Below are 23,576 nucleotides of genomic sequence, written 5' to 3'. Positions count from 1 at the left end.
AATCTTTCGCCGCCGCAGCATGTTGCTTCAAGCAAAGGTGATGTTCTGGTCGCGCAGCGGCACGGAGCGGATACGCTTGCCGGTTGCCGCGAAATACGCGTTGAGCACCGCCGGCGCCGCGACGCCGATGGTCGGCTCGCCGACGCCGCCCCAGAATCCGCCGCTCGGCACCATCACCGATTCCACCTTCGGCATCTCGTTGATGCGCATCGAATTGTAGGTGTCGAAGTTGGTTTGCTCGATCTTGCCGTCCTTGACGGTACAGCCGCCATAGAACAGCGCGGAGAGGCCATAGACGAAGGAGCCCGCGATCTGCCGCTCCACCTGCGCCGGATTGACGACGTAGCCGGGGTCGGTGGAGGCGACGATGCGATGCACCTTGATCTTGTTGCCGTCGGTCACCGAGATCTCGGCGGCGCCGGCGACATAGCTGCCATAGCCCATCACCTGGGCAATGCCGCGGTAGATGCCCTGCGGCGCCGGCGTGCTCCAGCCGATCTTCTCCGCGACCGCATTGAGCACCGCCAGATGCTTGGGGTGATTGCCCATCAGCTTGCGGCGGAACTCGAGCGGGTCCTGGCCTGCGGCCTGGGCCAGCTCGTCCATGAAGCATTCCATGTAGATCGCGTTGTGATTGACGTTGACGCCGCGCCAGAAGCCGGGCGGAACGTGCGGGTTGCGCATCGCGTGCTCGACCAAGAGGTTCGGCACCGAATAGCCGAACGCGGCTTCGCCGGATTGAGCGACGCCCTGGAAGGCCGCCGGGTCCATGCCGTTCTGCAGCGCTTCAGGGCGGAGCGAGAACAGGATCGATTGCCCGGACAGGCGGTAGTGCAGCGCGACCAGATTGTTGTTGGCGTCGAACGCGCCGGTCATCTTGCACTGGGTGATCGGGTGATACCTGCCGTGCGCCATGTCCTCTTCGCGCGACCATAGCAGCTTGACCGGCGTGCCCGGCATTTCCTTGGCGATCAGGACCGCCTGACGGACATAGTCGGTCTGGCCGCGTCGGCCGAAGCCGCCTCCCAACATCACCTTGTGCACGTCGCACTTGTCCGCCGGCAGGCCCGACGCCTCCAGCACGGCCGCGAACGCCGCCTCGCCATTCTGCGTGCCGCACCAGACCTCGCATTTGTCCGCGGTGTAGAGCGCCGTGGCGTTCATCGGCTCCATCGTGGCGTGGTTCTGATAGGGATAGGAGTAGACGGCTTCGACCTTCTTTGCCGCGCTCGCAATGGCCGCCTTGGCATCACCGTTCTTGTTGCCGACATAGGCCGGCTGGTCGTTGTTGAGGCCTTCGGCCAGCCATTTCGCAATCGACTCGCTGGAGACCTTGGCGTTGTCGCCTTCGTCCCAGACGATGGGCAGCGCCTCCAGCGCGGTCTTGGCGTGCCACCAGGTGTCGGCGACCACAGCGACCGCGGTATCGCCGACCTTGACGACCTTCTTGACGCCTTTCATGCCGGCGATCTTGGCTTCGTCAAAACTCTTCAGCTTGCCGCCGAACACCGGGCAGTCCTTGATCGCAGCGTTCAGCATGCCCGGCAGCTTGACGTCGGCGCCGTAGATCATGGCGCCGGTGGTCTTGTCGACGGTGTCGAGCCGCTTCACGCCCTTGCCGATCAGCTTCCAGTCCTTCGGATCCTTCAGCTTGACGTCAGACGGCGGCGTCAGCTTCGCCGCGGCCTCGGCGACCTTACCGTAGGTCGTGGTCTTGCCTGTCGGCGTGTGGGTAATGACGCTGTTGTCCGCCTTGCATTCGGAGACCGGCACCTTCCATCCGTTGGCGGCGGCCTGGATCAGCATCACGCGCGCGGTGGCGCCGCCCTTGCGGACATAGTCTTGCGAGGAACGGATGCCGCGGCTGCCGCCGGTCGAGAAATCGCCCCAGACGCGCTTGCGCGCGACGCTCTGGCCCGGCGTCGGGTATTCGGTCGTGACCTTGGTCCAGTCGCATTCGAGCTCCTCGGCGACGAGTTGGGCGAGGCCTGTCAACGAGCCCTGGCCCATCTCGGAGCGGGCGATGCGAATCACGACGGTGTCATCGGGCCTGACCACGACCCAGGCGCCGATCTCCGGCGAGCCGTCGGCGGCGCGGACCACGGCGGGCCCGCCGAAGGGAAGGTCGAGGCCGATCGCAAGGCCGGCGCCCAGCGTGGCGCTGCCGATCACGAAGGCGCGACGGTTCATTTTGGGAGAAACATGCTTGTTCATGGGGCGGCTCCTTACGCGCTTGCGATCAGGTGGATCGCTTCGCGCACCTGCTGGAAGGTGCCGCAGCGGCAGATATTGGTGATGGCCTCGTCGATATCGGCGTCGGTCGGTTTCGGCTTCTCGCTCAGCAGCGCTGCCACCGCCATGATCATGCCGCTTTGGCAATAGCCGCATTGCGGAACATCCTGGGCGATCCAGGCCTCCTGCACCTTGTGCAGCGTGCCGCCCGAGGCGAGCCCTTCGATCGTGGTGATCCTCTTGCCCGCGGCCTCGCTGACCGAAACGCCGCAGGAGCGCATCGCCACGCCGTCGACGTGAACGGTGCAGGCGCCGCATTGTGCGATGCCGCAACCATATTTGGTGCCGGTCAGGCCGGCATTCTCGCGAATCGCCCACAGCAGCGGCGTATCCGGCTCGACGTCGAGGGTGAGTGTTTTTCCGTTGATTGTTAGGTTTGCCATCGCAGTCCCCTGATTGGCCAATCCACCGATTGAACTCCGGGCGGCACTGTGTCCGGCAAACTGGAACCATTCAAATCAACAGTCCGCGGGTTGGCTGCCGAAGCTTGCCGTGGTCGCAGGAAGATTGAGGGGATGGCGGTGTTGCTGGTCTCCGGCGGGTGCTCTCCAAACGCCGGCCTGGGGGCTGGGGCGACGGCCGGGAACGAGAGCTGGCGACAGTTTGTCTCTTTGGTGGGGGTGCAAGACGGCGATGCAATGGTACACTGCAGCCAAGCTGTGGGGTTTTTCTTAGGAGTTCCATGATCGTGCAGAGCCAATGCCGCGTGCTGATGCTCTATCCGCTGTTCTCGGCCGAGTCGTTTTGGAGCTTTGGGGAGTCCTGCAAAGTGATGGGCGTCAAGCGCCCTGCCGCCCCTTTGGGCCTGATCACCGTTGCCGCGATGTTGCCCGAGAGCTGGACCGTTCGGCTGATCGATTGCAACACCGCGTCCTTCAGCGACGACGATCTCGCCTGGGCCGACGTCGTGTTCACCGGCGGCATGTTGCCGCAGCAGGCCGACACGCTGCGCCTGATCGAAGTGTGTCGTGACGCAGGCAAGCCGGTGGTCGTCGGCGGTCCCGATCCGACCTCCAGCCCGCACGTCTATGAGCGGGCGGACTTCCGGGTGCTCGGCGAGGCCGAGAGCGTCATCGACGAGTTCATTGCGGCCTGGGAGGGCGGGGCGCGCTCCGGCGTCTTCACCGCGCCGAAATTCCAGGCCGACGTCACCAAGACCCCGGTGCCGCGTTTCGACCTGCTGAAGTTCGAGGACTATCTCTATCTCGGTGTGCAGTATTCCCGCGGCTGTCCGTTCACCTGCGAGTTCTGCGACATCATCGAGCTCTACGGCCGCGTGCCCAGAACCAAGACTGTCGAGCAGATGTTCGTCGAGCTCGAGACGCTCTACAACATGGGCTATCGAGGCCATCTCGACTTCGTCGATGACAATTTCATCGGCAACAAGAAGTCGCTCCGGCAATTCCTGCCGCGGCTCGCCGAGTGGCAGCGCGCCCATGGTTATCCGTTCGAGCTGTCGACCGAGGCGTCGGTCAATCTCGCCGACGACCCTGAATTGCTCGAGCTGATGGGCCGGGCCAATTTCTTCGGCATCTTCGTCGGCATCGAGAGCCCGGATCCCGCGACACTGGTCGCGATGCGCAAGAAGCAGAACACCCGCCGCAACATCGCCGAGAGCATCCACAAGATCTACGCGGCGGGCATGCTGGTCACCGCCGGCTTCATCGTCGGCTTCGACAACGAGAAGGTCTCGATGGCCGATGCGATGATCGACTTCATCGACGAGGCCGCGATCCCGGTCGCCATGGTCGGCCTGCTCTATGCGTTGCCGAACACGCAGCTCACCCGGCGGCTGGAGCGCGAAGGCCGGCTGCATCCGGGCCACGATGTGGCGCCGACCATCGGTGCCGATCAATGCACGGCCGGCATCAACTTCGACCCGGTGCGCCCGCTGCGCGACATCCTGACGGACTACAAGCGGGTGCTCGAGCACATCTACAGCCCTGCGGCCTATGCCGGACGGGTCGACCGGCTGATGACGTTGCTGGATCGCTCCAGGCAGCGATCCGAACTCGCCGAAGGCGACATCCGTTCCAAGCTCGGCGCGATGGAGACGGTGCACAAGGTGGTCACGGCTCTTCCGGAGGCGAGGGGACCGCTGTGGCAGACCTTCATGAACTGCGCCAAGCGTGACACCTCATCGGCCCGCATCGCGGTGCAGATGATCGCGGCCTATGCGCATCTCGGGCCGTACTCGCGCAAGGTCATCGCGGCCATCGACACCCGCCTGGCGGCTCTGGACCACGAAACCACACCGGCGACGGTCGATGTGACCGCTGCTTGAGAGCTTACTTCACCGCCAATCGCAAGAAGCTCATCACGCTGCCGAGCGCGGCAAAGCCGGCGCCGAGGGCCAGGGCCACCGTCGCGCCGTCGTGACCGGCGAGCGCGAAGCAGAGAGCGGCGAGCGCTGCCCCCGTCGTCTGTCCGGTGAGGCGCGCGGTCGCGACGATGCCGGAGGCGCTGCCGCTGCGATGCGGCGGCGCGCTCGACATCACCGCCTTCATGTTCGGTGCCTGGAAGAAGCCGAATCCCATGCCGCAGATCACCATCCGCCAGATGATGTCGGCAATGGCGGGGCTGGCGGGAAGCGTCGCGAGCAGCGCCATGCCGATGCCGAGCAGAACGAGGCCGATGCCGCCGAGCAGGCCGACCGCATGGCGATCGGACAACCGTCCTGCGATCGGCGCCATGATGCCGACCACCAGCGGCCACGGCGTCATGAAGAAGCCGGTCTCGACCTGCGAGCGACCCAGCACGTCCTCGAAATAGAACGGCAGCGAGACGAAGGCGAGTCCTTGCACGGTGAAGGAGCAGACCGCGGTCGCGGCCGACAGCGCGAACATCGGCCGGCCGAACAGGTCGATCGGCAGCATCGGGGCGGGATGGTCGGCGTGGCGGCGCGTCAGGACGAAGCCGAGCGCGAGCGCCGAGACCAGCTCGACGCCCACGACCACCGGCGACAGATTGTGCGCGGCGCTGCCGATGCCGGTGATGAACAGGCCGAGGCAGGCCGATGCCAGCATCGCGCCGAGGAAATCGAAGCCGTGATCGGCGCGCGGCGTCTTGGGTAGCATCGCAAAGCCGATGCCGATCGCGATCAGACCAAAGGGGATGTTGACGGCGAACAGCCACGGCCATGGGCCGATCGCCAGGATCGCCGATGCGATCGTGGGCCCGAAGGTGAAGGCGGTCGCGACCACCAGCGCGTTGTGGCCCAGGCCGCGGCCGAGCATCCGTCCGGGATAGACGAAGCGCACCAGCGCCGTGTTGACGCTCATGATGCCGCTGGCGCCGAGGCCCTGCAGCGTGCGCGCGACCAGGAGGCTATCGAGCGACCACGCCACCGCGCAGAACAGCGAGGCGATGGTGAACAGGATCAGGCCTCCGAGATAGATGCGCTGGTGCCCGACGATCTCGCCGAGCGCCCCGAGCGGCAGCAGCGTCGCCACCAGCGCGATCTGGTAGACGTTGACGACCCAGACCGACTGCTCCGGTGAGACATGCAGATCGGCGGCAATGGCGGGCAGGGCGATGTTGGCGATCGCGGTGTCGAGCGAGGCCAGCGCCAGCGCAGTGAAGATCGCGGCAATCGCCCAGCGCCGCTGTGCGGCGGGCAGGCCATCGGCGATGGGGTGGTCGGGCTCGTGCGCAGCGGCGGGTAACGTGATTGTCATTGCGTTCGCGCGTGGCTCCGGCGGCGTGGCCATGGGGACTTCGGCATGTACTACGGTGGAGCTGCCGGCCACAGGCATATGCTTGCATGCTGTGTATGCACGAAGGCTGGGCGATCCTCTGCTGAGCCATTTTTTGGAGAGCCAAACCAAAAAGTCGCAAAACAACCCCATGCACAGTAGAACGCCCTTTGATCGGAAAGGGGTTTTCCAGCGGTGTCGCGACGACATTCACGACCGCGATCAAGTTGACCCGTCGGGCAAAACACCGGCAGGATGAGATGCTGGCAGAGGAGACCGCGCCCTGGCTGGCTCCCGTCACCCGCGATCCCCATGTCAGACCGCAGGGCGGCGGCGCATCTGCCGGCTCTTCCGTTGAGCCAGATCAATACTCCCCTAGCAGACCCGCCGGACCTTTCCACGAGCGCATCGATGGAGGGGGGGCCGCATGCAAATTCTGTTCAGGGAGATCCGTAGCACCCCTTTGCTCTGGATGCTGGCGTTCGTGCCGATCGTGCTTGTGGCCGAGAAGGCGGCTCCGCATTCCCACACGCTGCTGTTCGTGCTGGCCGTGCTTGCCATCGTGCCGCTGGCGGCGCTGCTCAGTCATGCCACCGAAGCCGTCGCCGCGAAGACCGGTGATGCCGTGGGCGGGCTGCTCAATGCCACGCTCGGCAATCTGACGGAATTGATCATCGCCATCACGGCACTGCGTGCGGGCCAATACATGCTGGTGAAGGCATCCATTGCGGGCGCGATCGTCACCAACGCGGTGTTCATGCTGGGAGCTTGCCTGCTGCTTGGCGGCCTGCGCTACCACGTTCAGGAGTACAACCGCGCCGGTGCGCGGCTCTCATCGGGCCTGTTGCTGATGGCCACCGTGGCCCTGCTCGCGCCTTCGGCGGTCGCCGATCTCGATCACCTGCCGCAGGGCGGGGGCATCCTGAACAAGCTCAGCCTCGGCATTTCAGTCCTGCTGATCGCCGCTTACGCGCTCGGCCTGTTGTTCTCGCTCGTGACGCACAAGGAATTGTTCGCAAGCGCCGATCACGGCGACGACAACGAGGCGCACTGGCCGATCGGGCTGGCCGTGGGCACGCTGCTGGTCGTCACGGTGCTGGTCGCGCTGGTCAGCGAAATCTTCGTGGAATCGGTGCAGAAGGCCGCGGAAACCTTCGGGATGAGCCCGGCCTTTGTCGGCTTCATCGTCGTCTCGCTGGTCGGCGCCGCCGCCGAATTTGCGGTGGCCTTCGCCGCGGCACGCAAGGACAGGCTCGACATGGCCGTCAGCATCGCACTCGGCAGCGCCTCGCAGATCGCGCTGTTCGTTGCGCCCGCGCTGGTGCTGCTCAGCTATGTCGTGGGACCGAGGCCGATGGACCTGCAGTTCTGGCCGGGCGCCGTCACCATGGTGATGATTGCGACGGTCACGTCGGCCTTCATCACCGCCAGCGGCCGCTCGGCATGGTTCGTCGGCGCGCTGATGATCTTCATCTATGCGGTCTTCGCGCTGACGCTCTATGTCGTGCCGCCGGCGGGCCAGGGATGAGTTGCACCGGTTTGCCGGTATGAAGTGGCTCATCGCAAGCCATCCTCCGGCGAGGCAAATTCGTTTCCGCAAGTAGCTCCAGTCACTGCAGGTGAGCGGCAAATTCGGCGCTCTAACCCGCTACGGGCTGACCTTGACCTGGTCCTCCCAGTCCTCCCACGCGACGTTATTGATCTCCAGATAGCTCGAAACGGCCGAGCCGATGGTCGGAAAGAACTGGGCTTCGCCAAGCTGAGCATACAACCCAAAACGCTTCAGCTTGTCCTTCACGGGATCCTTGAGCTCGGCAAAGCAGAGTTCAATGCCCCTGGCCTTGAGCGCCTCGTCCAGTTCGGCAACAGTATCGCAGGCGGTGACGTCTACGCTCGTGACGGGCTCGGCGGCAACGACCAGCCAGCGCACAGGTGTTGGCGATGTCTCGACCGCTGCCAGAATTCGCTCCTTGAAGAACTCGGCATTGGCAAAGAACAGCGGCGCATCCCAGCGGAACAGCACCAGTCCGGGGATCAAACGGGCATCGGGATATCTCGTGATGTCGTGATAGCCCTTGACGCCGTATGCCCGCCCGAGAATTGCGGAGTGCGGACGCCAGCCGTCCCACAGGAATTCCGCAATGGCCACCGCGATGGCGAGGCCGATTCCCGGAATTGGGCCGAACACGGCCACGCCCACGAAGCACAGCACGGTCAACCAGAACTCCCACCGCTGGATCCGGTAGATCCGCTTGAGATCGTTGATCTCGATCAGGCCGATCGCGGCTGCGATCACCACTGCCGCCAATGCGGCATTCGGCAGGTGCTGCAACAGATTGGGCGCAAGCAGCAGCAGGAACGCGATCGCGAGCGCGCCGACGACATTCGTCAGCTGGGTGCGCGCGCCGGCGGTTTCGGCAACGGGCGTACGCGACGAGCTGCTGCTGATCGGGAAGCCCTGAAAGAAGCCGGTTGCCAGGTTGGCCGCGCCAAGACCCACCATCTCCTGGTTCGGATCGACCTTGTCGCCCAAACGGGCAGCATAGGTTCGCGACAAGACGCTGGTGTCGGCGAATGAGACCAGGGCGATGGCGGATCCGCCGGCCAGCACCGGGATCAGATCGCTGTATCCGATCTCCGGAATGGCGAAAGCCGGCAGACCTTGCGGAAGCGGGCCCAAGACTTTCACACCATGACCGGTTGCCAGATCAAGCAGCGCCACGACGAGGGTTGCTGCGACGACGGCGATCAGGACTCCCGGCAGTCGTTTGCTGCCCTTGAGCAGCAGGATGACGATCAGCGTGCCAAGCCCGACTGCGAATGCGGCCCAGTTCATCTTGCCGTCGTTGATCCCGTTGGCGATCGCCCAAAGGTCTCTCAGCGGGCCCGCGCTGTCGATCGAGAAGCCGAGCAGCTTTGGCAGTTGGCTGATCAAGACAGTCAGCGCAATGCCGTTCATGTAGCCATAGCGTATCGGCTTGGACAGAAGCTCAGTCACAAACCCCAATCGCGCGATGCCCGCCACAATGAGCACAGTTCCTGAAACGAGCGCCATCATGGCGGCAAGCATTGCCGCGCGCCCCGGATCACCCCCGGACAAGGGCGCGATAACACCGAGGATCACAGCAGCCAGCGCCGAATCGGGGCCGAGCACGATGATGCGGCTCGGACCGAACATCGCGTAGACAAGAAGAGGGACGATGGTCGCATACAGCCCGTGGATGCCCGGCAGGCCCGACGCAGCGGCATAAGCAATTCCGACCGGTACGAGCATGGCCGCCAGCACGAGGCCCGCGAAAACATCGTGCCGAAGCCAACCAGCTTCGTAGTGGCGAAGCATATCGATTCCGGGGACCCAACGCGTCCAATCGCTCACGGAGCTTACTCCAAAGGCCGGCCGCCATGCGGGCTATGGCCAATGCCGGCGGCAGTCTGGCGTCGGCTCGCCGATCGCGCGCAAGGATCTCGCAACGCCTCGAACGTTCCCTTGACGCAAATCAACGTTGTCGCCGCCTCGACGCTTCCGCGGCGTAGCAACGTTCAGGACGCGGGGCAAGAACTTGCGCTTCCAGTATTGATACCGTCGCCGGGATAACAAGGGATTTTCGAACGTGTCGCGACGACGTTCGCGGCCGCGATCACGTTGACCCGCCGGGCAAAACACTGGCGGAATGCTGACACGCCGTTCGGTACTACGGCCGCCGTGACGCGTGTAACCCGGCGAGCGCGCTCGAGCATCCGGGCGCGCACTCCGGTCCGGCCTGTTCCTCGCGGTCAGTAGTCCCAGAACACCGGGACCCAGCGGAAGGCATCGCCCGCCGCCGCGACGTGACCAACCGACGGGAACGGCATGTGCGTGGCCACCAGCAACTCGCCGCTCTCCGCGAGTTCCCGCAAAAGCCGGATGCGAACGCGTGCCGCCTCCTCGGGGTCGTGCTCGAAGCCGTTGTGCCATTCGGGCTGGTCGAACCCGACCGCAAACACGGCGTCGCCGGCAAATGTCAGCGCCTCACCGCCGGACGCCACGCGGACCACACTATGTCCTGGTGTGTGACCGCCGGTGCGGCGGACGATGACACCAGGTGCAACCTCGCACTGCTCGTCGAACGGCCGGATCTGGCTGCCGTACATGTTCACGAATTGCTTGGCGGCCGCCCGAAGCGCATCGGGAAAGCCTTGCGGCATGTTCGTGTGGGTGAAGTCGGGCGCCTCCCAGAACTTCACCTCGGCGGCTGCGACGTGGATCCGCAGGTCCTTGTGGAGCCGTTCCTTCACGCCGTCGACCAAGAGCCCGCCGACGTGATCCATGTGCATGTGGGTGAGGATCAAGTCGGTCACGGACGAAAGGTCGATCCCGGCGGCCTCCAGGCGCCTGATCAACTGTCCAGCCCGCGGCAGATGCAGGTCAGGATCGGACCCCAGTCCGGCGTCGATGAGGATCGTCTTGTCCCCACTTCGCACCATCACCGCATTCAATGCCCAGTCGAATGCATCCTGAGGCAGGAACATCTCGTTCAGCCAGGCAGCCCGGACGCCCGGGTCTGCGTTGTGTGCCAGCATGGTGGTCGGGAGCGGCAGCACGCCGTCACTGACGACCAGCACGTCGATGTCGCCGATGCGCACCGCGTAGCGCGACGGCACGAGCTCTTCGGGTTTCGCGGCAATGGAAGCGTTGTGCAGATTCATCTTGGTCTTCTTTTCGAGGTTGGGGGTCGGTGTTAGAGCGCGGTGACGCGCTCGGGGTCGGCGGAGGCGAGCGCCGCGGCACGCTCGGCCTTGGGCGGGTAGATCCAGACCGTGTTGATCTCCTGCTTGGTCTTCTTGGCGACGTCGCCAACCATCTCGACCGTGCGCTCCCAGCCGCGGGTGAACAGCGCGCCGGCTTCGCCGAGGTCGAGGCAGGTGACGTAGGCTTTCTGGTGATAGGGTCTGGTCGGAACGCCCAGCAGCTCGGCTGCGGCATTGTTGCCGGCGAAGGCGCCCATCCGGGTCGCGTGCTGACACGACATCAGCGCGTAATTGCCGACATCGTCACACGCGGCTCGTGCGGCATCGCCGGTGGCGAAGACGCCGCTCACCGACGGCACGCGGAGTTCGCGGTCGACGAGCAGCCGGCCAAACTGGTCGCGCTCGGCAGGGATCTGTGCCGTCAAAGGCGCCGCGCGCATGCCGGCGGCCCAGATCACAGTCTGGCATTCGATCCGCTCGCCGTCGGAAAGCGTGACGCCGGACTTGTCGAGCGAGGCCACACCGACACCGAGCCTGGTCTCGATACCGAGCTTGCGCAGCGCGTCCTCGATGACGGGGCGGGGGCCCGCGCCCATGTCCGGGGCGATCGCCTCGTTGCGGTCGACAATCACCACGCGCAGCTGGGCGTCCTTGCCGAGAATCTTGCGGAGGCGTGACGGCACCTCGGTGGCCGCTTCGATGCCGGTGAATCCGCCGCCTGCGACGACGACGCTGTTGCGTGCCTTCGAGGCCGGGCGGCTCGACAACCCGTGCAGGTGACGATCGAGCGCGACGGCGTCATCGAGCTGGTCGACGCTGAAACCGTGCTCGGCAAGGCCAGGGACGTTCGGGCGAAACAGCCGGCTGCCGGTGGCGACCACCAGCCGATCGTAGGGCAGCTTCTTCCGCGCGCCTTGAGCGGCAGCGATTTCGACCACCTTGGACCTGGTATCGATGGCCTCGGCATGGCCCCTGACATAGATGACGTCGATCGCCTTGAGGACGTCCTGCAGCGGTGCTGTCAGGGTCTCGGGTTTCGGCTCGTACAGGCGCGGGCGAACCACGAGCGTCGGCTCGGGCGCGACCAGCGCGATCTCGAGCTTGTCGGGCGAAGCGCCCTGGATGTCGCGCAGGCGGGCGGCTGAAAGGGCGGCATACATGCCGGCGAAGCCGGCGCCGATGATGACGATGCGCATGTTGACTGGTCCTTGATTGATGCGATTGCGATGAGGCAGGGCCAAAGCGCGATGAGATTTGGATGAATTGTCATCGCGCTTCAGGTTGTTGCTTGCGCATGATCTTTTCGGAAAACCGCTTCGCACTTTTCCGGATCATGCTTTAGGCCGTCACGAACCTGAGCAAGTCGGCATTGACGATGTCGGGATGCGTCGTGCAGAGGCCATGCGGCAGCAGGTCGTAGACCTTCAATGTGCCGCGCTTCAGCAGCCGGACCGACAGCTGTGCCGAGTCGGCAACGGGAACGATCTGGTCGTCGCCGCCATGCAGGACGAGCGTCGGCACCGCAATGTTCTTCAGGTCTTCGCTGAAGTCGGTTTCGGAGAAGGCTTTGATGCCGTCGTAATGGGCCTTGCTGCTGCCCGTCATGCCCTGGCGCCACCAGTTCCAGATGGCGGCCTGTGAGGCCTCGGCGCCGGGGCGATTGTAGCCGTAGAAGGGACCGCTCGCGAACTCGAAATAGAATTGCGACCGGTTGGCGGCGAGCCGCCGGCGCAAGCCATCGAACACCTCAAGCGGCAGTCCGCCAGGGTTGGACTCCGTCCTCAGCATCAGGGGCGGCACGGCGCCGATGAGCACGAGCTTGGCGACGCGATCCCGGCCGTGACGCGCCACATATCGCGTCGCCTCGCCGCCCCCTGTCGAATGGCCGACGTGAATGGCGTTGCGAAGATCGAGATGCTCGGCGAGGGCGGCGATGTCGGCGGCATAATGATCCATGTCGTGACCATCGCTGACCTGGCTCGAGCGGCCATGGCCGCGGCGGTCATGCGCGATCACGCGAAAACCCTTGCCGAGGAAGAACAGCATCTGGGCATCCCAGTCGTCGGCGCTGAGCGGCCAGCCGTGATGGAAGACGATCGGCTGCGCGGATCTCGGTCCCCAATCCTTGTAGAAGATCTGGACGCCGTCGCTGGTGGTGACGAAGGTTGCACCGTCGTTCTTGCCGATCGAGAAGGCGGCGGTCTTGGCGTCGCGGCCTATCGCCGAGGTGGAGCGGACCGTCAACGACGCCGTGTACAGAAGTGTCGTTGCGAGGATGTTTCGCCGCGAGGCGCTCGCGAGCCGGCCGACGGATGTGATGAAGGGCATTTGCTGCTTCCATTGCAGGTGTGGGGGCACCATGAATGTCTAGCGAACCGGATTTGCTCGTGCCCCAGCGCGATTGCCGCGTTTGCAGCGCGATTGCTGCTATCGCGCGCGTCGCCGCCAATCGCTCGGAGTTTCCCCGGTCAGCTTTCGAAACGCCGCGGCAAAGGCGGTCTGCGAGGAATAGCCAAGGGCGGCGGCGATCGAGACGACCGACTCGTCGGTGTCGCGCAGCATGTTCATGGCTTGCTCGAGCCGGTGCTGGCGCAGCCAGGCATGCGGAGAAAGCCCGGTGCTGTCCTTGAACGCGCGGCAGAAGTGAAAGCGCGACAAGCCGGCCTCGGCTGCAAGCGCTGCTAGAGATACGTCGGAATCACTGTCGGAGCGCAATCGCTCGATCGCCCGAAGCAAGGTCTTCGGCGCAAGCCCGCCCCTGGTCGGCGCGATCGTGCTTGGCGAGCCGGTGTGGGCAGCCAACAGACGGGTCGCCAGCAGGTCCATGAGTTGCTGCCTGAACAGCGTATCCAGCGCCTCGTGTCCTTCCAGCACGTCCGCCGCGCTCAGCAGCAGGCGGGACGTGACGGGATCCGGATGCGCGGTTCGCTCCAGGAGTTCGGCCCGTGCGCCGGCCCCGGCTTCGTCCGCAACGCGCTTCAGCGTCGTCTGCGGAAGGTAGAGCTGAACGACGTCGACGGGTTTCGGAATGTCCCACCGGGAGCTCGATCCCTCGGGGATGATGATCACGGCTCCCGGGCGAAACGTCCCGATTGCGACGGATTTTCCGGACCGCCGCTCCATGCGTTGCACCGCGCCGTTGTAAGCCATGATGACGTGGTGGCTCATGGGCGCGACGACGTCGTGCAACGGCTCGTGCTTCCAGTGAGCAATGCCGGCGCCGGAGGAATCCAGTGCCATGCGGAAAGGCACCGTGCCGAGCACGCGGGCCATCTCCACATCGGCAGCGGGCCGATCTCCTGCCGGGTCGCGCCGCATTTGAGACGCGGCAGGGATTTCGCTCAGAGATTCGCGCAGGACGACTTTGCTCATGGCGTTGCTCGTGTGGCGGCGCGTCGCGGATGCGCGACAAGATTGATCGTTGTTTCAGCCGCCGCAGAGCGGGGCCGAACGGCAGGTCTGGTGATGTTGCTCAAAGGGATGGATCGGGTCCGAAGGCGGTCCGTCGAGGTTCCGATGCCGTCGATCTACGGGGTACTAGTCGGCGCGAAGACCTGTGTCTTTCCTGATCCTGCCGCGCAGTGCCTGATCCTGCTTCGCCCACGCCATGGACGCGCCGCTTGCGTGCGTTTGTGAAAAGTCGTGATGTCCACGTCGCGGTTCGACCGCCCCTCACGCCGTCGGGGCATCGATCGATCGGTTTGAAATGTTTGGCGAATTCCGATGAGAGGCGATCCGGGGCGAAGCACCTGGGCCCCTCTAGGTGCGACGTCGACGGTCGTGGACAGCGGTGGGTGAATACCCATATACGACTCTCGAAATGGCAGGTTGCTATGGCCTGCTCGTCGACGTCACCGAAGAGACATGGGATGACCAGGACAGGTGCATACGGTGACCGGCTCCGAGCATTCCTCCGCCTCGAGGAAGTGCCGCCCACGCTGATGACCCGGTCGCTGCGCAATGCCGAGATCGCAGTCACGGAAACGCGAAACGACAATCCTGTGCCGGGCCTGTCCGGTTCGTTTGCCGCCGAAGATGCCTATCTCGTCAGCCTGAAATTGCGCGACTATCCGGAGTGCGAGATCTGGGAGCAGGGGCGTCACCTCACGAAGGCCGATGTCCATGCCGGGACGACCTATCTGTACGATCTCAAGGCCGACCCCCGCTACGTCATCGACAAGCCGTTTCACTCTCTGCATTTCTACGTGCCGCGTCCGGCGCTCGATGGTCTCGCCGATCAATCGGGCGCACGGCGCATCGATGCGCTCGACTGCAGCCCCGTCGGGCACGATGATGCCATCGTCCGTCATATCGGTGCCTCCTTGCGCGAGGGGCTGCGCCGGCCGGACGAGGTCAACCAGCTCTTCGTCGATCACATGATGCTGGCGCTCACCGCTCATGTCGCGCAGACCTACGGAGGCTTTCGCCACAAGGCCGAGGCCAGCCGCGGTGCGCTTGCGCCATGGCAGGTCGCGCGCGCATGCGACAAACTTGAGGCGGATCTCGGCGGCAAGGTGCCGTTGCAGGCGATCGCTGCGGAGCTCGGCCTCTCCGTCAGCCATTTCTCGCGTGCGTTTCGCGCTGCGACCGGCCTTCCGCCATATCGCTGGCTTCTGCATCATCGCGTGAGAACCGCAAAGCGGCTGCTGAGCGAGCGCGGTCCATCACTGTCCGACGTTGCCATCACGGCCGGCTTCGCCAACCAGAGCCACTTCACGCGGGTCTTCTCCGCGATAGCCGGCGTCAGTCCGGGTGCATGGCGGCGCGATGCGCTGGGAAAAGCAGCCTACGAAGGTTAGGCGCGCTTCGTCGAGCCATCTTACGGCACAAGCGTGATCAACTCGTAGACCACGACGGCGGCGCCGAGACAGCGCCGCCAGGGATTCACGCCGCGGAAGATCTCGTCAGCGCCCCAGATGATGAGGCCGCCTTTCACGGCGATCGTCAGGGCGACGCTGGCCTTGCCTGCGGAAGGCCAGATCCAAAGCAGAACGCCCGCGACGATCACGATCCAGAGAATGAAATTGGGCCATTGCGCGATGGTGATGGCACCGGTTTCGCGGCTCCGGAAGAACCATTGAAGGAATCGCCGCACGATGAGTTCGCCGATCAGAGCTCGATCTCACCCTCGTCACGTCCCCTCCAATAGGTCACGCGGTTGGCTCTGACCTTGATCAGGACGATGCCCGGCGTATCGATGCCATTCTCGAACCATTTGTCGAGATCGCTGGTCCAGTGCCGTTGGAAGGCCGCCTTGTCGCGGATCAGCTCGGCGGTCCCTTCGACGGCGACGTAGATGCCCTTTGAGAACAAGCCTGCCTCTGACGAAAAGCCAAGCGCGACTTTCGGGTTTCGCTGGATATCGGATACGGTCCGAGTCCGCTCATAGGCAAAATAGTAGGACGTGCCGTCGTAGGCGACATCGCCGTTGTTGCTCATGGGACGATTGGCGATTTCGCCGTTCCCGGTGTGGGTCGAAAGAATGGCGATGTCGATGCCGGCCATTTCCTTCGCGATCTCGGCGAGCGATGTCTTGGACATGAACTTCCCTCCAGTGAGGCTGAAGCAACGGCGGGATCGGACTCATGTTCCTCGAAGGGGGCACGGGAGATGCATCGCGCTTCCGGCATGCCATCGCAGACTGCTTTCGGCAGGTCTGTCTTGGCATGTTTGCGGGGAGGGCCGTGGGCGCGGGTTTGGTCCACGCGTGTCTTGCTTCAAAATGAAACCGCCCCCGACATCAAGTCGGAGGCGGTTTGAATTGATTCCGGGTCAGTGGCCGGTGCCGGGCTTGGTGGTCTTCGGGGGCTTGCCGTCTTCCATGCGACCCTCGTTGCGAAGATCGCGTCCCTCCTGAGCCTTGCGCTGGCTCTCGGGGTCCTTGCCGTGCTCGTTCATCTCTTCCTTGATGTAACCGGCGCCTTCCTTGATCTTGCCTTCAACGCTCATGATGTTCTCCTTCTATATGGGAGACAACGCGTTGGCGGAGCGACCGTTCCGGCATCGGTCCGCACCGAACTGTGAGGGAACCAAGCTAAAACTGATACCGCCGCAATCCCCCATCCACCGGGATCACTGTCCCCGTGATGTACCGCGCCACAGGCGAGGCCAGGAACACCGCGAGTGCCGCCAGATCCTCGGGCTCGCCCCAATAGCCGACCGGGATCTCTTCCTCGGCAAAACGCTCGCGATAATCGGGCGCGTAGTTGCGGCGGATCTGCTCGCTCATGATGCGGCCGGGCGGGATGCAATTGACGGTGATGCCGTGCTCGCCGATCTCGCGCGACAGGCCCTTGGCCCAGGCGTGCACGGCCGCCTTGGCGGCAAACGCCGCGTTGAGGCCTTCCGGCTCGGACTTGCCGGTGATGTTGACGATGCGGCCCCATTTGCGCTCGATCATCTGCGGCAGCAGCGCGTGTGCGATGCGGCGGTAGCTGGTGAAGTTCAGCGCGATCGCCTCGTCCCATTTGCTGTCGGGCGCATCGACCGGCAGCGGCCGGCTGCCGCCGGCATTGTTGACGAGGATGTCGACATGGCCGAGCTCCTTGAGCGCGAAGGCTGCGATCCTCTCCGCGGCGTCCTTGGCCATGACGTCCTGCTCGAACGGCGTGATTAGCCCGCCGCCGACGTCCTGCACCAGCTCGGCAAGCAGATCGGTCCGCCGCGCCACGCCGACGACGCGCACGCCTTCGGCCGCCAGGCCCTTGGCGATGGCGCGGCCGATGCCGATGCTGGCGCCGGTGACAACAGCGGTTTTCGATTTGAGCCCGAGGTCCATGGTCACACGCTCTCTTGTTGGTTTTTTGCGCCGTTCGTTTCCTGCCCGTCCCGCGGGCCTTGAATTGCTTCCGCGGGACGAGCAGTGGTAACCAAGAGTGACGTTGAAGGAAACACGAAAAAGAAAAGGCACCTGAGCGATGGCCTGGGATCCGCAGCAATATCTGAAATTCTCCGGCCACCGGCTCCGGCCCGCGGTCGACCTCTTGATGCGGATTCCGGATTTCGGCCCGCGCGAGATTGCCGATCTCGGCGCAGGCGCCGGCAATGTCACCAAGCTCATCAAGGAGGGCTGGCCGGCCGCGGCGGTGACGGGGGTCGAGGGCTCGGCCGAGATGGTCGCCGCGGGCCGCAAGGCCGCACCCGACGTGGAATGGTCGCATGAGGACCTCGGCCAGTGGCGTCCCGCCAGGCAATACGACTTGATCTATTCCAATGCCGCACTGCACTGGCTGCCCAATCATGCGGCACTGTTTCCGTCGGTGCTGGAGAAGGTGAAACCTGGCGGCATGCTTGCGGTGCAGATGCCGCGCAACTTTCTGGCGCCGTCGCATGTGCTGATCGGCGAGACCGCGCTCGATGGTCCGTGGCGGTCCAAGGTCGAGCATCTCGTCACGCCGCCGCCGGTCGAGGGGCCGGCCTTCTATCACGATCTTCTCGCGCCGATGTCTGATAACATCGACATCTGGGAGACCGAGTATCTGCAAGTGCTCGAAGGCGAGAACCCCGTGAAGGAATGGACCAAGGGGACATGGCTGACGCGCTATCTCGACGTGCTCGCAGGTGAGGAGAAGATCGCGTTCGAAGAGGCCTATGGGATGCGCGTTGCGAAGGCCTATCCGAAGAATGCGGCGGGGCAGACCCTGTTCCCGTTCCGCCGTCTCTTCATGGTGGTCCAGCGCAAAGGCTGATGCACTGCCGCAATGCGACATAACCGCTCGTTCCCAGCAGCGGCGCGGGTGCCGGGTTGCGCAGACCGCAGCCGTCAAGATAGCTTGGCTGCGGCAAATTGGGCTTAGGTCTAGTTGTTCGGCCTGCGGATTGCTGCCACTACTGACCTGCAAAACAAGAAGAACCCGATTTTCGAGGTTGCTGGGGAGGTCTTCATGCGCAAACTGCTTCTCGCGGTCGCTGCGGCCGCGCTCGTTCTGGCCCCGTTCGTCGCGCGGGCCCAGACTCCGATCGTCATCAAATTCAGCCACGTCGTCGCCAACGACACCCCGAAGGGGAAGGGCGCGCTGAAGTTCAAGGAGCTCGCCGAGAAATACACCGACGGCAAGGTCAAGGTCGAAGTCTATCCGAATTCCACGCTCTACAAGGACAAGGAGGAGATCGAGGCGCTGCAGCTCGGCTCGGTGCAGATGCTCGCACCCTCGACCGCGAAGTTTGCGCCGCTCGGCGTCAAGGAATTCGAAGCGCTCGACCTGCCCTGGCTCTTCAAGGACGATGCGACCTACGCCAACGCGATGAAGGGCACGATCGGCAAGTGGCTGTTCCAGAAGCTCGAGGCCAAGGGCATCACCGGGCTCGCTTATTGGGACAACGGCTTCCACATGCTCTCCGCCAACCGCCCCTTGCTGAAGCCGACCGACTTCCAGGGTCTCAAATTCCGCATCTCGGGATCGAAGGTCGCCGACCAATATCTCCGCATCATGGGCTCGATCCCGCAGATCATGGCGTTCTCGGAAGTCTACCAGGCGCTGCAGACCGGCGTGGTGGACGGCTGCGAGAACACCGCGTCGAACTATTTGACGCAGAAGTTCTACGAGGTGCAGAAGGACATCACCGTGTCCTATCACGCGCATCTGCAATATGCCGTCATCGTCAATTCGAAGTTCTGGTCCGGCCTGCCGCCGGATATCCGCACGCAGCTCGACAAGGCGATGGCGGAGGCGACCGACTACACCAACTCGATCGCGCGCCAGGAGAACGAAGACGCGCTGGCCGAGATCAAGAAGACGGGCAAGACCACGTTGCATACCCTCACCGACGCCGACCGCAAGGCCTGGCAGGAAGCGATGCAGCCGACGTATAAATGGGCAAAGGGCAGGGTCGGGCAGGAGGTGCTCGATCTCGTCGCCAAGGAACTCGACGTCAAGATGAACTGACGGCCGCGGCCCAATAACAACAACACCAACGGTCGGGGGTGATCGCACTCCCGGCCGTTTCGCTCTTGAACGACGAGCCGACGCTGGGGGGACCAAGTTGCTGCGTGTGCTGAATCGTTTTCTCGATCATCTCGAGGAATGGCTGATCGCGACGATGATCGCGGCCGCGACGTCGCTGATCTTCGTCGCCGTGCTGCATCGTTACGGCGCCGGGCTGTCGATCGACATCGCCAAATGGGCGGAAGCCCGCAACCTGACCTTCCTCGCTGTCCCCATGCGAGCTGCGTTCGTCTGGCTCGCCGCGCTCGATCTGTCCTGGGCGCAGGAACTCTGCATCTACATGTTCATCTGGATGGCGAAGTTCGGCGCCGCCTATGGCGTGCGGACCGGCATCCATGTCGGCGTCGATGTGCTCGTCAATATCCTCCCCGGCGGATCGCGACGCCGCGTCATCACTTTCGGCCTGCTGTGCGGCGCGCTCTTCACGGCCATCGTCGCCTATTTCGGGGCCGCCTTCGTCGGCCAGATGTGGCAGACCGGCCAGCAGTCCAACGATCTGGAAGCGCCGATGTGGATGGTGTATCTCACCATCCCGCTCGGCTCCGGCTTGATGTGCTTCCGCTTCCTGCAGGTCGCCTGGTCGTTCTACCGCACCGGCGAACTGCCGCATCACGACATGGCCGGCGTCGAAGGCGTCGAGGTCGACCCGGTGCATCCGGCGCCGGTGACGCCGACCCAGGTGGTCCGGGACGAGCGCAGCCCGCTCGGCTGGATCCTGATGCTGCTGCCGGTGCTGATCGTCGCCATCTGCTTCGCGCATGCAGGCCACGTCATCACGCTGCCGCAAGGCTTGCGCGTCGCGATCGTGTTCGCACTGCTGCTCTCCTTGATGCTGACGGGCATGCCGATCTCGATCGCGCTCGGTCTCACCGTGCTCAGCTTCATGTTCACGCTGACCGACGTGCGAACCGAATCGGTGGCGCTGAAGCTGTTCACCGGCATCGAGAATTTCGAGATCATGGCGATCCCGTTCTTCATCCTCGCCGGCAACTTCCTGACCCACGGCGGCGTCGCGCGGAGGATGATCAATTTCGCAACCTCGCTGGTTGGCCATTGGTACGGCGGTCTCGCTTTGTCGGGCGTGGTCGCCTGCGCATTGTTTGCCGCGATCTCCGGCTCCTCGCCGGCGACCGTGGTGGCGATCGGCTCGGTGATCCTGCCGGCGATGGTCGCACAAGGCTTCCCGAAGCGGTTCGGCGCCGGCGTCATCACGACGTCGGGCTCGCTCGGAATCCTGATTCCGCCGTCGATCCCAATGGTGCTCTATGCGGTCTCGACCAACAGCTCGGTGGGCAAATTGTTCATCGCCGGCATCGTGCCGGGCCTCGTGCTGGCCTCGCTGCTCGGCGCCACGACGTTCTATGGGGCCTGGCGCAACGACTATCCGCGGATGCCCAAGGCCACCTTCATGGAGCGCCTCGACGCGTTCCGCAAATCGATCTGGGGCATCCTGCTGATCGTGATCGTGATCGGCGGCATCTACAGCGGCCTGTTCACGCCGACCGAAGCTGCGGCCGTCAGCGCGGTCTACGCCTTCATCGTCGCGGTTTTCATCTACAAGGACCTGAAGCTGCGCGACGTGCCGCGGGTGCTGCTGTCGTCGGCCAACCTTTCGGCGATGCTGCTCTACATCATCACCAACGCCGTGCTGTTCTCGTTCCTGATGACCTACGAGAACGTGCCGCAGGCGCTGGCGCAATGGATGATCGACCAGGGCCTGGGGTGGATCGGCTTCCTGCTGCTGGTCAACCTGCTGCTGCTGGTGGCGGGCAACGTGATGGAGCCGTCCTCGATCATCCTGATCATGGCGCCGATCCTGTTTCCGGTCGCGGTCAAGCTCGGCATCGATCCCATTCATTTCGGCATCCTGATGACGGTCAACATGGAGGTCGGCCTGTGCCATCCGCCTGTCGGCCTCAACCTCTACGTCGCCTCGGGCATCGCCAAGATGGGGATCACCGAGCTCACGGTCGCGGTGTGGCCGTGGCTGCTCACCATGCTAGGATTCCTCGTGGTGGTGACCTATTGGCCCGGTCTGTCGCTATGGCTGCCGAGACTGCTCGGGATGTAACGTGGGCGAAGGACCACGTATGGCTAACGCGCGGTTAACCTGCGCGCTAAAATGCCACCGTGGTGCGACGCACGCATTTTTACGGATGTGAGGTAGGACCATGCCAGCAGATGGGAGCTGGCATGTTCTTCGACAGAATGGAAAACGGACGGGCATCGATCTCCGACGCCGTCTATCTGGAAGTCATCACGGGCCTTCACGGCACGACGATGCCGAACATTCTTGCGGCCGCCTGCCTCGCCATGGTCGGCGCCATCACGACCTACGAGACCGGGGACATGGTGACGGCGATCCTGACGGTCGCCGGTGTCGTGGTGGCGATCGTCCGTCTGTTTGAGATTTTTGCTTTCCGTCGACGTCTGGCGCGTTCACCGCAACTCGATCGGGCCGAGGCCGTGACCTGGGAGCGGCGCTATGTTGCCGGCACCGTTGCGACCGCGTTGGTGCTTGGCGTGTTCGCCGCACGCAGCATCATGCTGGGCGATGCGCTCTGCTCCGTGATGGCGATCGGGATCGGATTCGGCTTCGGCGCCGGCGTGGTCGCGCGGCTGGCGCTGCGTCCCGTCGCGGCGCTGCTCGATCTGGTCGCGATCGCCGGGCCCACCGCGATCGTCACCTTCATGCAGCCGGATCTGCGCCATTTCGGCCTCGGGCTCCTCATCCTGATGTACGTGGTCGCGAGTTTCGAGATGGTGCGGCTGAGCTTCAACGCCTCGATCAGCCAGATCACGCTGAAACGGAAATTCGAGCAGCTCGCGCGCTCGGATTCGATGACCGGGGTATCCAACCGCTCGGTGCTGGCGACGGACCTGCCCCTGATGCTGTCAGCCGGGATGGTTGCCGTCCATACGCTCGATCTCGACCGTTTCAAGGAGGCCAACGACCGGTTCGGCCATCCTGCCGGTGACGCGCTGCTGAAACAGGTCGCAGGAAGGCTCACGGCGCTCACGACGCAAGATGACCTGTTGATCCGCATGGGCGGCGACGAATTCGTCCTGGTCCAGAGTGCGGCGGCCGATGCGGAGGCGATGGCGCGGCGCATCGTGCAGTCGATCAGCGCGCCCTACGACGTCGACGGACAGGTGATCGAGCTCGGCGTCAGCGTCGGCGTTGCCGTCGCGCCGGATGACGGGCGCACGGCGGAGGCGCTGCTGTCGCGCTCCGACAAGGCGCTGTACCGGGCCAAGCAACATCGCGGCGGCTATGTGCTGGCGCGGGAATTGCGGGGGGCGGAAGCAGCAAAGGCGGTGACCGAAGGGTTGGCGGCGTAAGCGCGCATAAGGCCATCTTCCCCACGAGGGAAAAGCGAAGAAGGATCCAAGGTCCTCTCGCTTCCGCCGGCAATGGCATTCGCCCGCGAGATGCGGTTAGATGCCCGCGACAGGCCGGGAGGACACAAACGTGACAGACGCCAGCAACGAGCCGAAAGACGCGACGCCCTCCGTCATCGCTCAGCAAGCGGCAATGCTGAACGCGCTGCCATTTTCCGACACGCGGGATTTCGACGATGCCGCGCGCGGTTTCCTCGGCACGATCGAGAACGCGGAGATCACCAACCCGCAGGGGCGGACGGTCTGGAGCCTCGCGCCTTACGGCTTCCTCTCCACTGATGAGGCGCCGTCCACGGTCAATCCGAGCCTGTGGCGGCAGTCGCGGCTCAACATGCAGCACGGGCTGTTCGAGGTCGTGCCCGGCGTCTACCAGGTGCGCGGGCTCGACATCGCCAACATGACGCTGATCGAGGGCGACAACGGCGTCATCGTGGTGGACACCCTGACCTCGATCGAGGGCGCCCGCGCCGCGCTCGATCTCTACTTCAGGCATCGCGGCTTGAAGCCGGTCTCG

At 64.3% G+C, this 23,576-nt stretch carries 20 protein-coding genes and 1 pseudogene; 9 read left to right on the top strand and 12 right to left on the bottom strand.

Features of this window, described 5'->3' with window-relative positions; translation table 11 throughout:
- Window positions 1-27: 27 nt before the first annotated feature.
- Window positions 28-2,214, bottom strand: coding sequence for a xanthine dehydrogenase family protein molybdopterin-binding subunit (locus tag SE92_RS14430; protein ID WP_063196382.1), 2,187 nt, complete (start codon window positions 2,212-2,214; stop codon window positions 28-30).
- Between the two features lie 11 nt (window positions 2,215-2,225).
- Complete coding sequence (locus tag SE92_RS14425; RefSeq protein ID WP_063196381.1) at window positions 2,226-2,675, bottom strand: (2Fe-2S)-binding protein; 450 nt, start codon at window positions 2,673-2,675, stop codon at window positions 2,226-2,228.
- Between the two features lie 299 nt (window positions 2,676-2,974).
- Here SE92_RS14425 and SE92_RS14420 point away from each other — a divergent pair, with 299 nt between their 5' ends.
- On the top strand, window positions 2,975-4,576 hold the full coding sequence (locus SE92_RS14420; RefSeq protein ID WP_063196380.1) for a B12-binding domain-containing radical SAM protein: 1,602 nt from the start codon (window positions 2,975-2,977) through the stop codon (window positions 4,574-4,576).
- Between the two features lie 4 nt (window positions 4,577-4,580).
- Here the strand turns inward: SE92_RS14420 and SE92_RS14415 are convergent, their stop codons facing one another.
- Entirely contained in the window at window positions 4,581-5,969 is a 1,389-nt protein-coding gene (locus tag SE92_RS14415; protein ID WP_063203521.1) for an MFS transporter, read from the bottom strand.
- Window positions 5,970-6,414: 445 nt separating this feature from the next.
- Here SE92_RS14415 and cax point away from each other — a divergent pair, with 445 nt between their 5' ends.
- Window positions 6,415-7,515, top strand: a complete 1,101-nt coding sequence (gene cax / locus SE92_RS14410) for a calcium/proton exchanger (protein ID WP_063196379.1) — start codon at window positions 6,415-6,417, stop codon at window positions 7,513-7,515.
- A gap of 120 nt (window positions 7,516-7,635) precedes the next feature.
- Here cax and SE92_RS14405 read toward each other — a convergent pair whose 3' ends face one another.
- The 5 genes from SE92_RS14405 to SE92_RS14385 form a co-directional block, all read right to left on the bottom strand.
- Window positions 7,636-9,363, bottom strand: a complete 1,728-nt coding sequence (locus tag SE92_RS14405; protein ID WP_198172638.1) for a SulP family inorganic anion transporter — start codon at window positions 9,361-9,363, stop codon at window positions 7,636-7,638.
- 398 nt (window positions 9,364-9,761) lie between these two features.
- Window positions 9,762-10,673 carry an MBL fold metallo-hydrolase gene (locus tag SE92_RS14400; RefSeq protein ID WP_063196377.1) on the bottom strand — a complete coding sequence of 304 codons (912 nt, stop codon included), beginning with the start codon at window positions 10,671-10,673 and terminating at the stop codon, window positions 9,762-9,764.
- Between the two features lie 32 nt (window positions 10,674-10,705).
- The gene (locus SE92_RS14395) at window positions 10,706-11,911 is read right to left on the bottom strand and encodes an NAD(P)/FAD-dependent oxidoreductase (protein WP_063196376.1); all 1,206 of its coding nucleotides are present in this window, start codon (window positions 11,909-11,911) and stop codon (window positions 10,706-10,708) included.
- Window positions 11,912-12,053: 142 nt separating this feature from the next.
- On the bottom strand, window positions 12,054-13,043 hold the full coding sequence (locus SE92_RS14390) for an alpha/beta fold hydrolase (protein WP_084251810.1): 990 nt from the start codon (window positions 13,041-13,043) through the stop codon (window positions 12,054-12,056).
- 99 nt (window positions 13,044-13,142) lie between these two features.
- Window positions 13,143-14,087 (bottom strand): helix-turn-helix domain-containing protein, encoded by a 945-nt coding sequence (locus tag SE92_RS14385; RefSeq protein ID WP_063196375.1) that lies wholly within the window; start codon window positions 14,085-14,087, stop codon window positions 13,143-13,145.
- A gap of 248 nt (window positions 14,088-14,335) precedes the next feature.
- Between SE92_RS14385 and SE92_RS14380 the strand changes: the two genes are divergently transcribed.
- A complete protein-coding gene (locus SE92_RS14380; protein WP_349510037.1) occupies window positions 14,336-15,514 on the top strand; it encodes a helix-turn-helix domain-containing protein in 1,179 nt (392 codons plus the stop codon).
- 20 nt (window positions 15,515-15,534) lie between these two features.
- Here SE92_RS14380 and SE92_RS14375 read toward each other — a convergent pair whose 3' ends face one another.
- The 4 genes from SE92_RS14375 to SE92_RS14365 all read right to left on the bottom strand — a co-directional run bounded on the left by SE92_RS14375 (window position 15,535) and on the right by SE92_RS14365 (window position 17,493).
- Entirely contained in the window at window positions 15,535-15,810 is a 276-nt protein-coding gene (locus tag SE92_RS14375; RefSeq protein WP_063196373.1) for a hypothetical protein, read from the bottom strand.
- 14 nt (window positions 15,811-15,824) lie between these two features.
- Window positions 15,825-16,256: a pyridoxamine 5'-phosphate oxidase family protein gene (locus SE92_RS14370; protein ID WP_063196372.1), complete on the bottom strand. Its 432-nt coding sequence runs from the start codon at window positions 16,254-16,256 to the stop codon at window positions 15,825-15,827.
- A gap of 231 nt (window positions 16,257-16,487) precedes the next feature.
- Entirely contained in the window at window positions 16,488-16,664 is a 177-nt protein-coding gene (locus tag SE92_RS36645; protein ID WP_018322718.1) for a hypothetical protein, read from the bottom strand.
- A gap of 85 nt (window positions 16,665-16,749) precedes the next feature.
- Window positions 16,750-17,493: an SDR family NAD(P)-dependent oxidoreductase gene (locus SE92_RS14365; RefSeq protein ID WP_063196371.1), complete on the bottom strand. Its 744-nt coding sequence runs from the start codon at window positions 17,491-17,493 to the stop codon at window positions 16,750-16,752.
- Between the two features lie 139 nt (window positions 17,494-17,632).
- Here SE92_RS14365 and SE92_RS14360 point away from each other — a divergent pair, with 139 nt between their 5' ends.
- The 6 genes and pseudogenes from SE92_RS14360 to SE92_RS14340 form a co-directional block, all read left to right on the top strand.
- Window positions 17,633-18,403: a methyltransferase domain-containing protein gene (locus tag SE92_RS14360; RefSeq protein ID WP_063196370.1), complete on the top strand. Its 771-nt coding sequence runs from the start codon at window positions 17,633-17,635 to the stop codon at window positions 18,401-18,403.
- Window positions 18,404-18,598: 195 nt separating this feature from the next.
- Window positions 18,599-19,600, top strand: coding sequence for a TRAP transporter substrate-binding protein (locus tag SE92_RS14355; protein ID WP_063203519.1), 1,002 nt, complete (start codon window positions 18,599-18,601; stop codon window positions 19,598-19,600).
- A 154-nt stretch (window positions 19,601-19,754) separates the two neighbouring features.
- A pseudogene (locus SE92_RS37470) lies at window positions 19,755-20,234 on the top strand (TRAP transporter small permease); the annotation flags it as partial.
- Between the two features lie 216 nt (window positions 20,235-20,450).
- Window positions 20,451-21,731: a TRAP transporter large permease gene (locus SE92_RS37465; protein ID WP_245324807.1), complete on the top strand. Its 1,281-nt coding sequence runs from the start codon at window positions 20,451-20,453 to the stop codon at window positions 21,729-21,731.
- A 122-nt stretch (window positions 21,732-21,853) separates the two neighbouring features.
- Window positions 21,854-23,002 carry a GGDEF domain-containing protein gene (locus SE92_RS14345; protein ID WP_063196369.1) on the top strand — a complete coding sequence of 383 codons (1,149 nt, stop codon included), beginning with the start codon at window positions 21,854-21,856 and terminating at the stop codon, window positions 23,000-23,002.
- A gap of 100 nt (window positions 23,003-23,102) precedes the next feature.
- Window positions 23,103-23,576, top strand: a 474-nt coding sequence (locus SE92_RS14340) for an MBL fold metallo-hydrolase (protein ID WP_157095881.1), incomplete at its 3' end; no start/stop codon positions are given.

Origin of the sequence: Bradyrhizobium sp. AT1 (assembly GCF_001590795.1) — a bacterium.
Lineage (GTDB): Bacteria > Pseudomonadota > Alphaproteobacteria > Rhizobiales > Xanthobacteraceae > Bradyrhizobium.
This window is presented reverse-complemented; position numbering and strand designations above follow the sequence as displayed.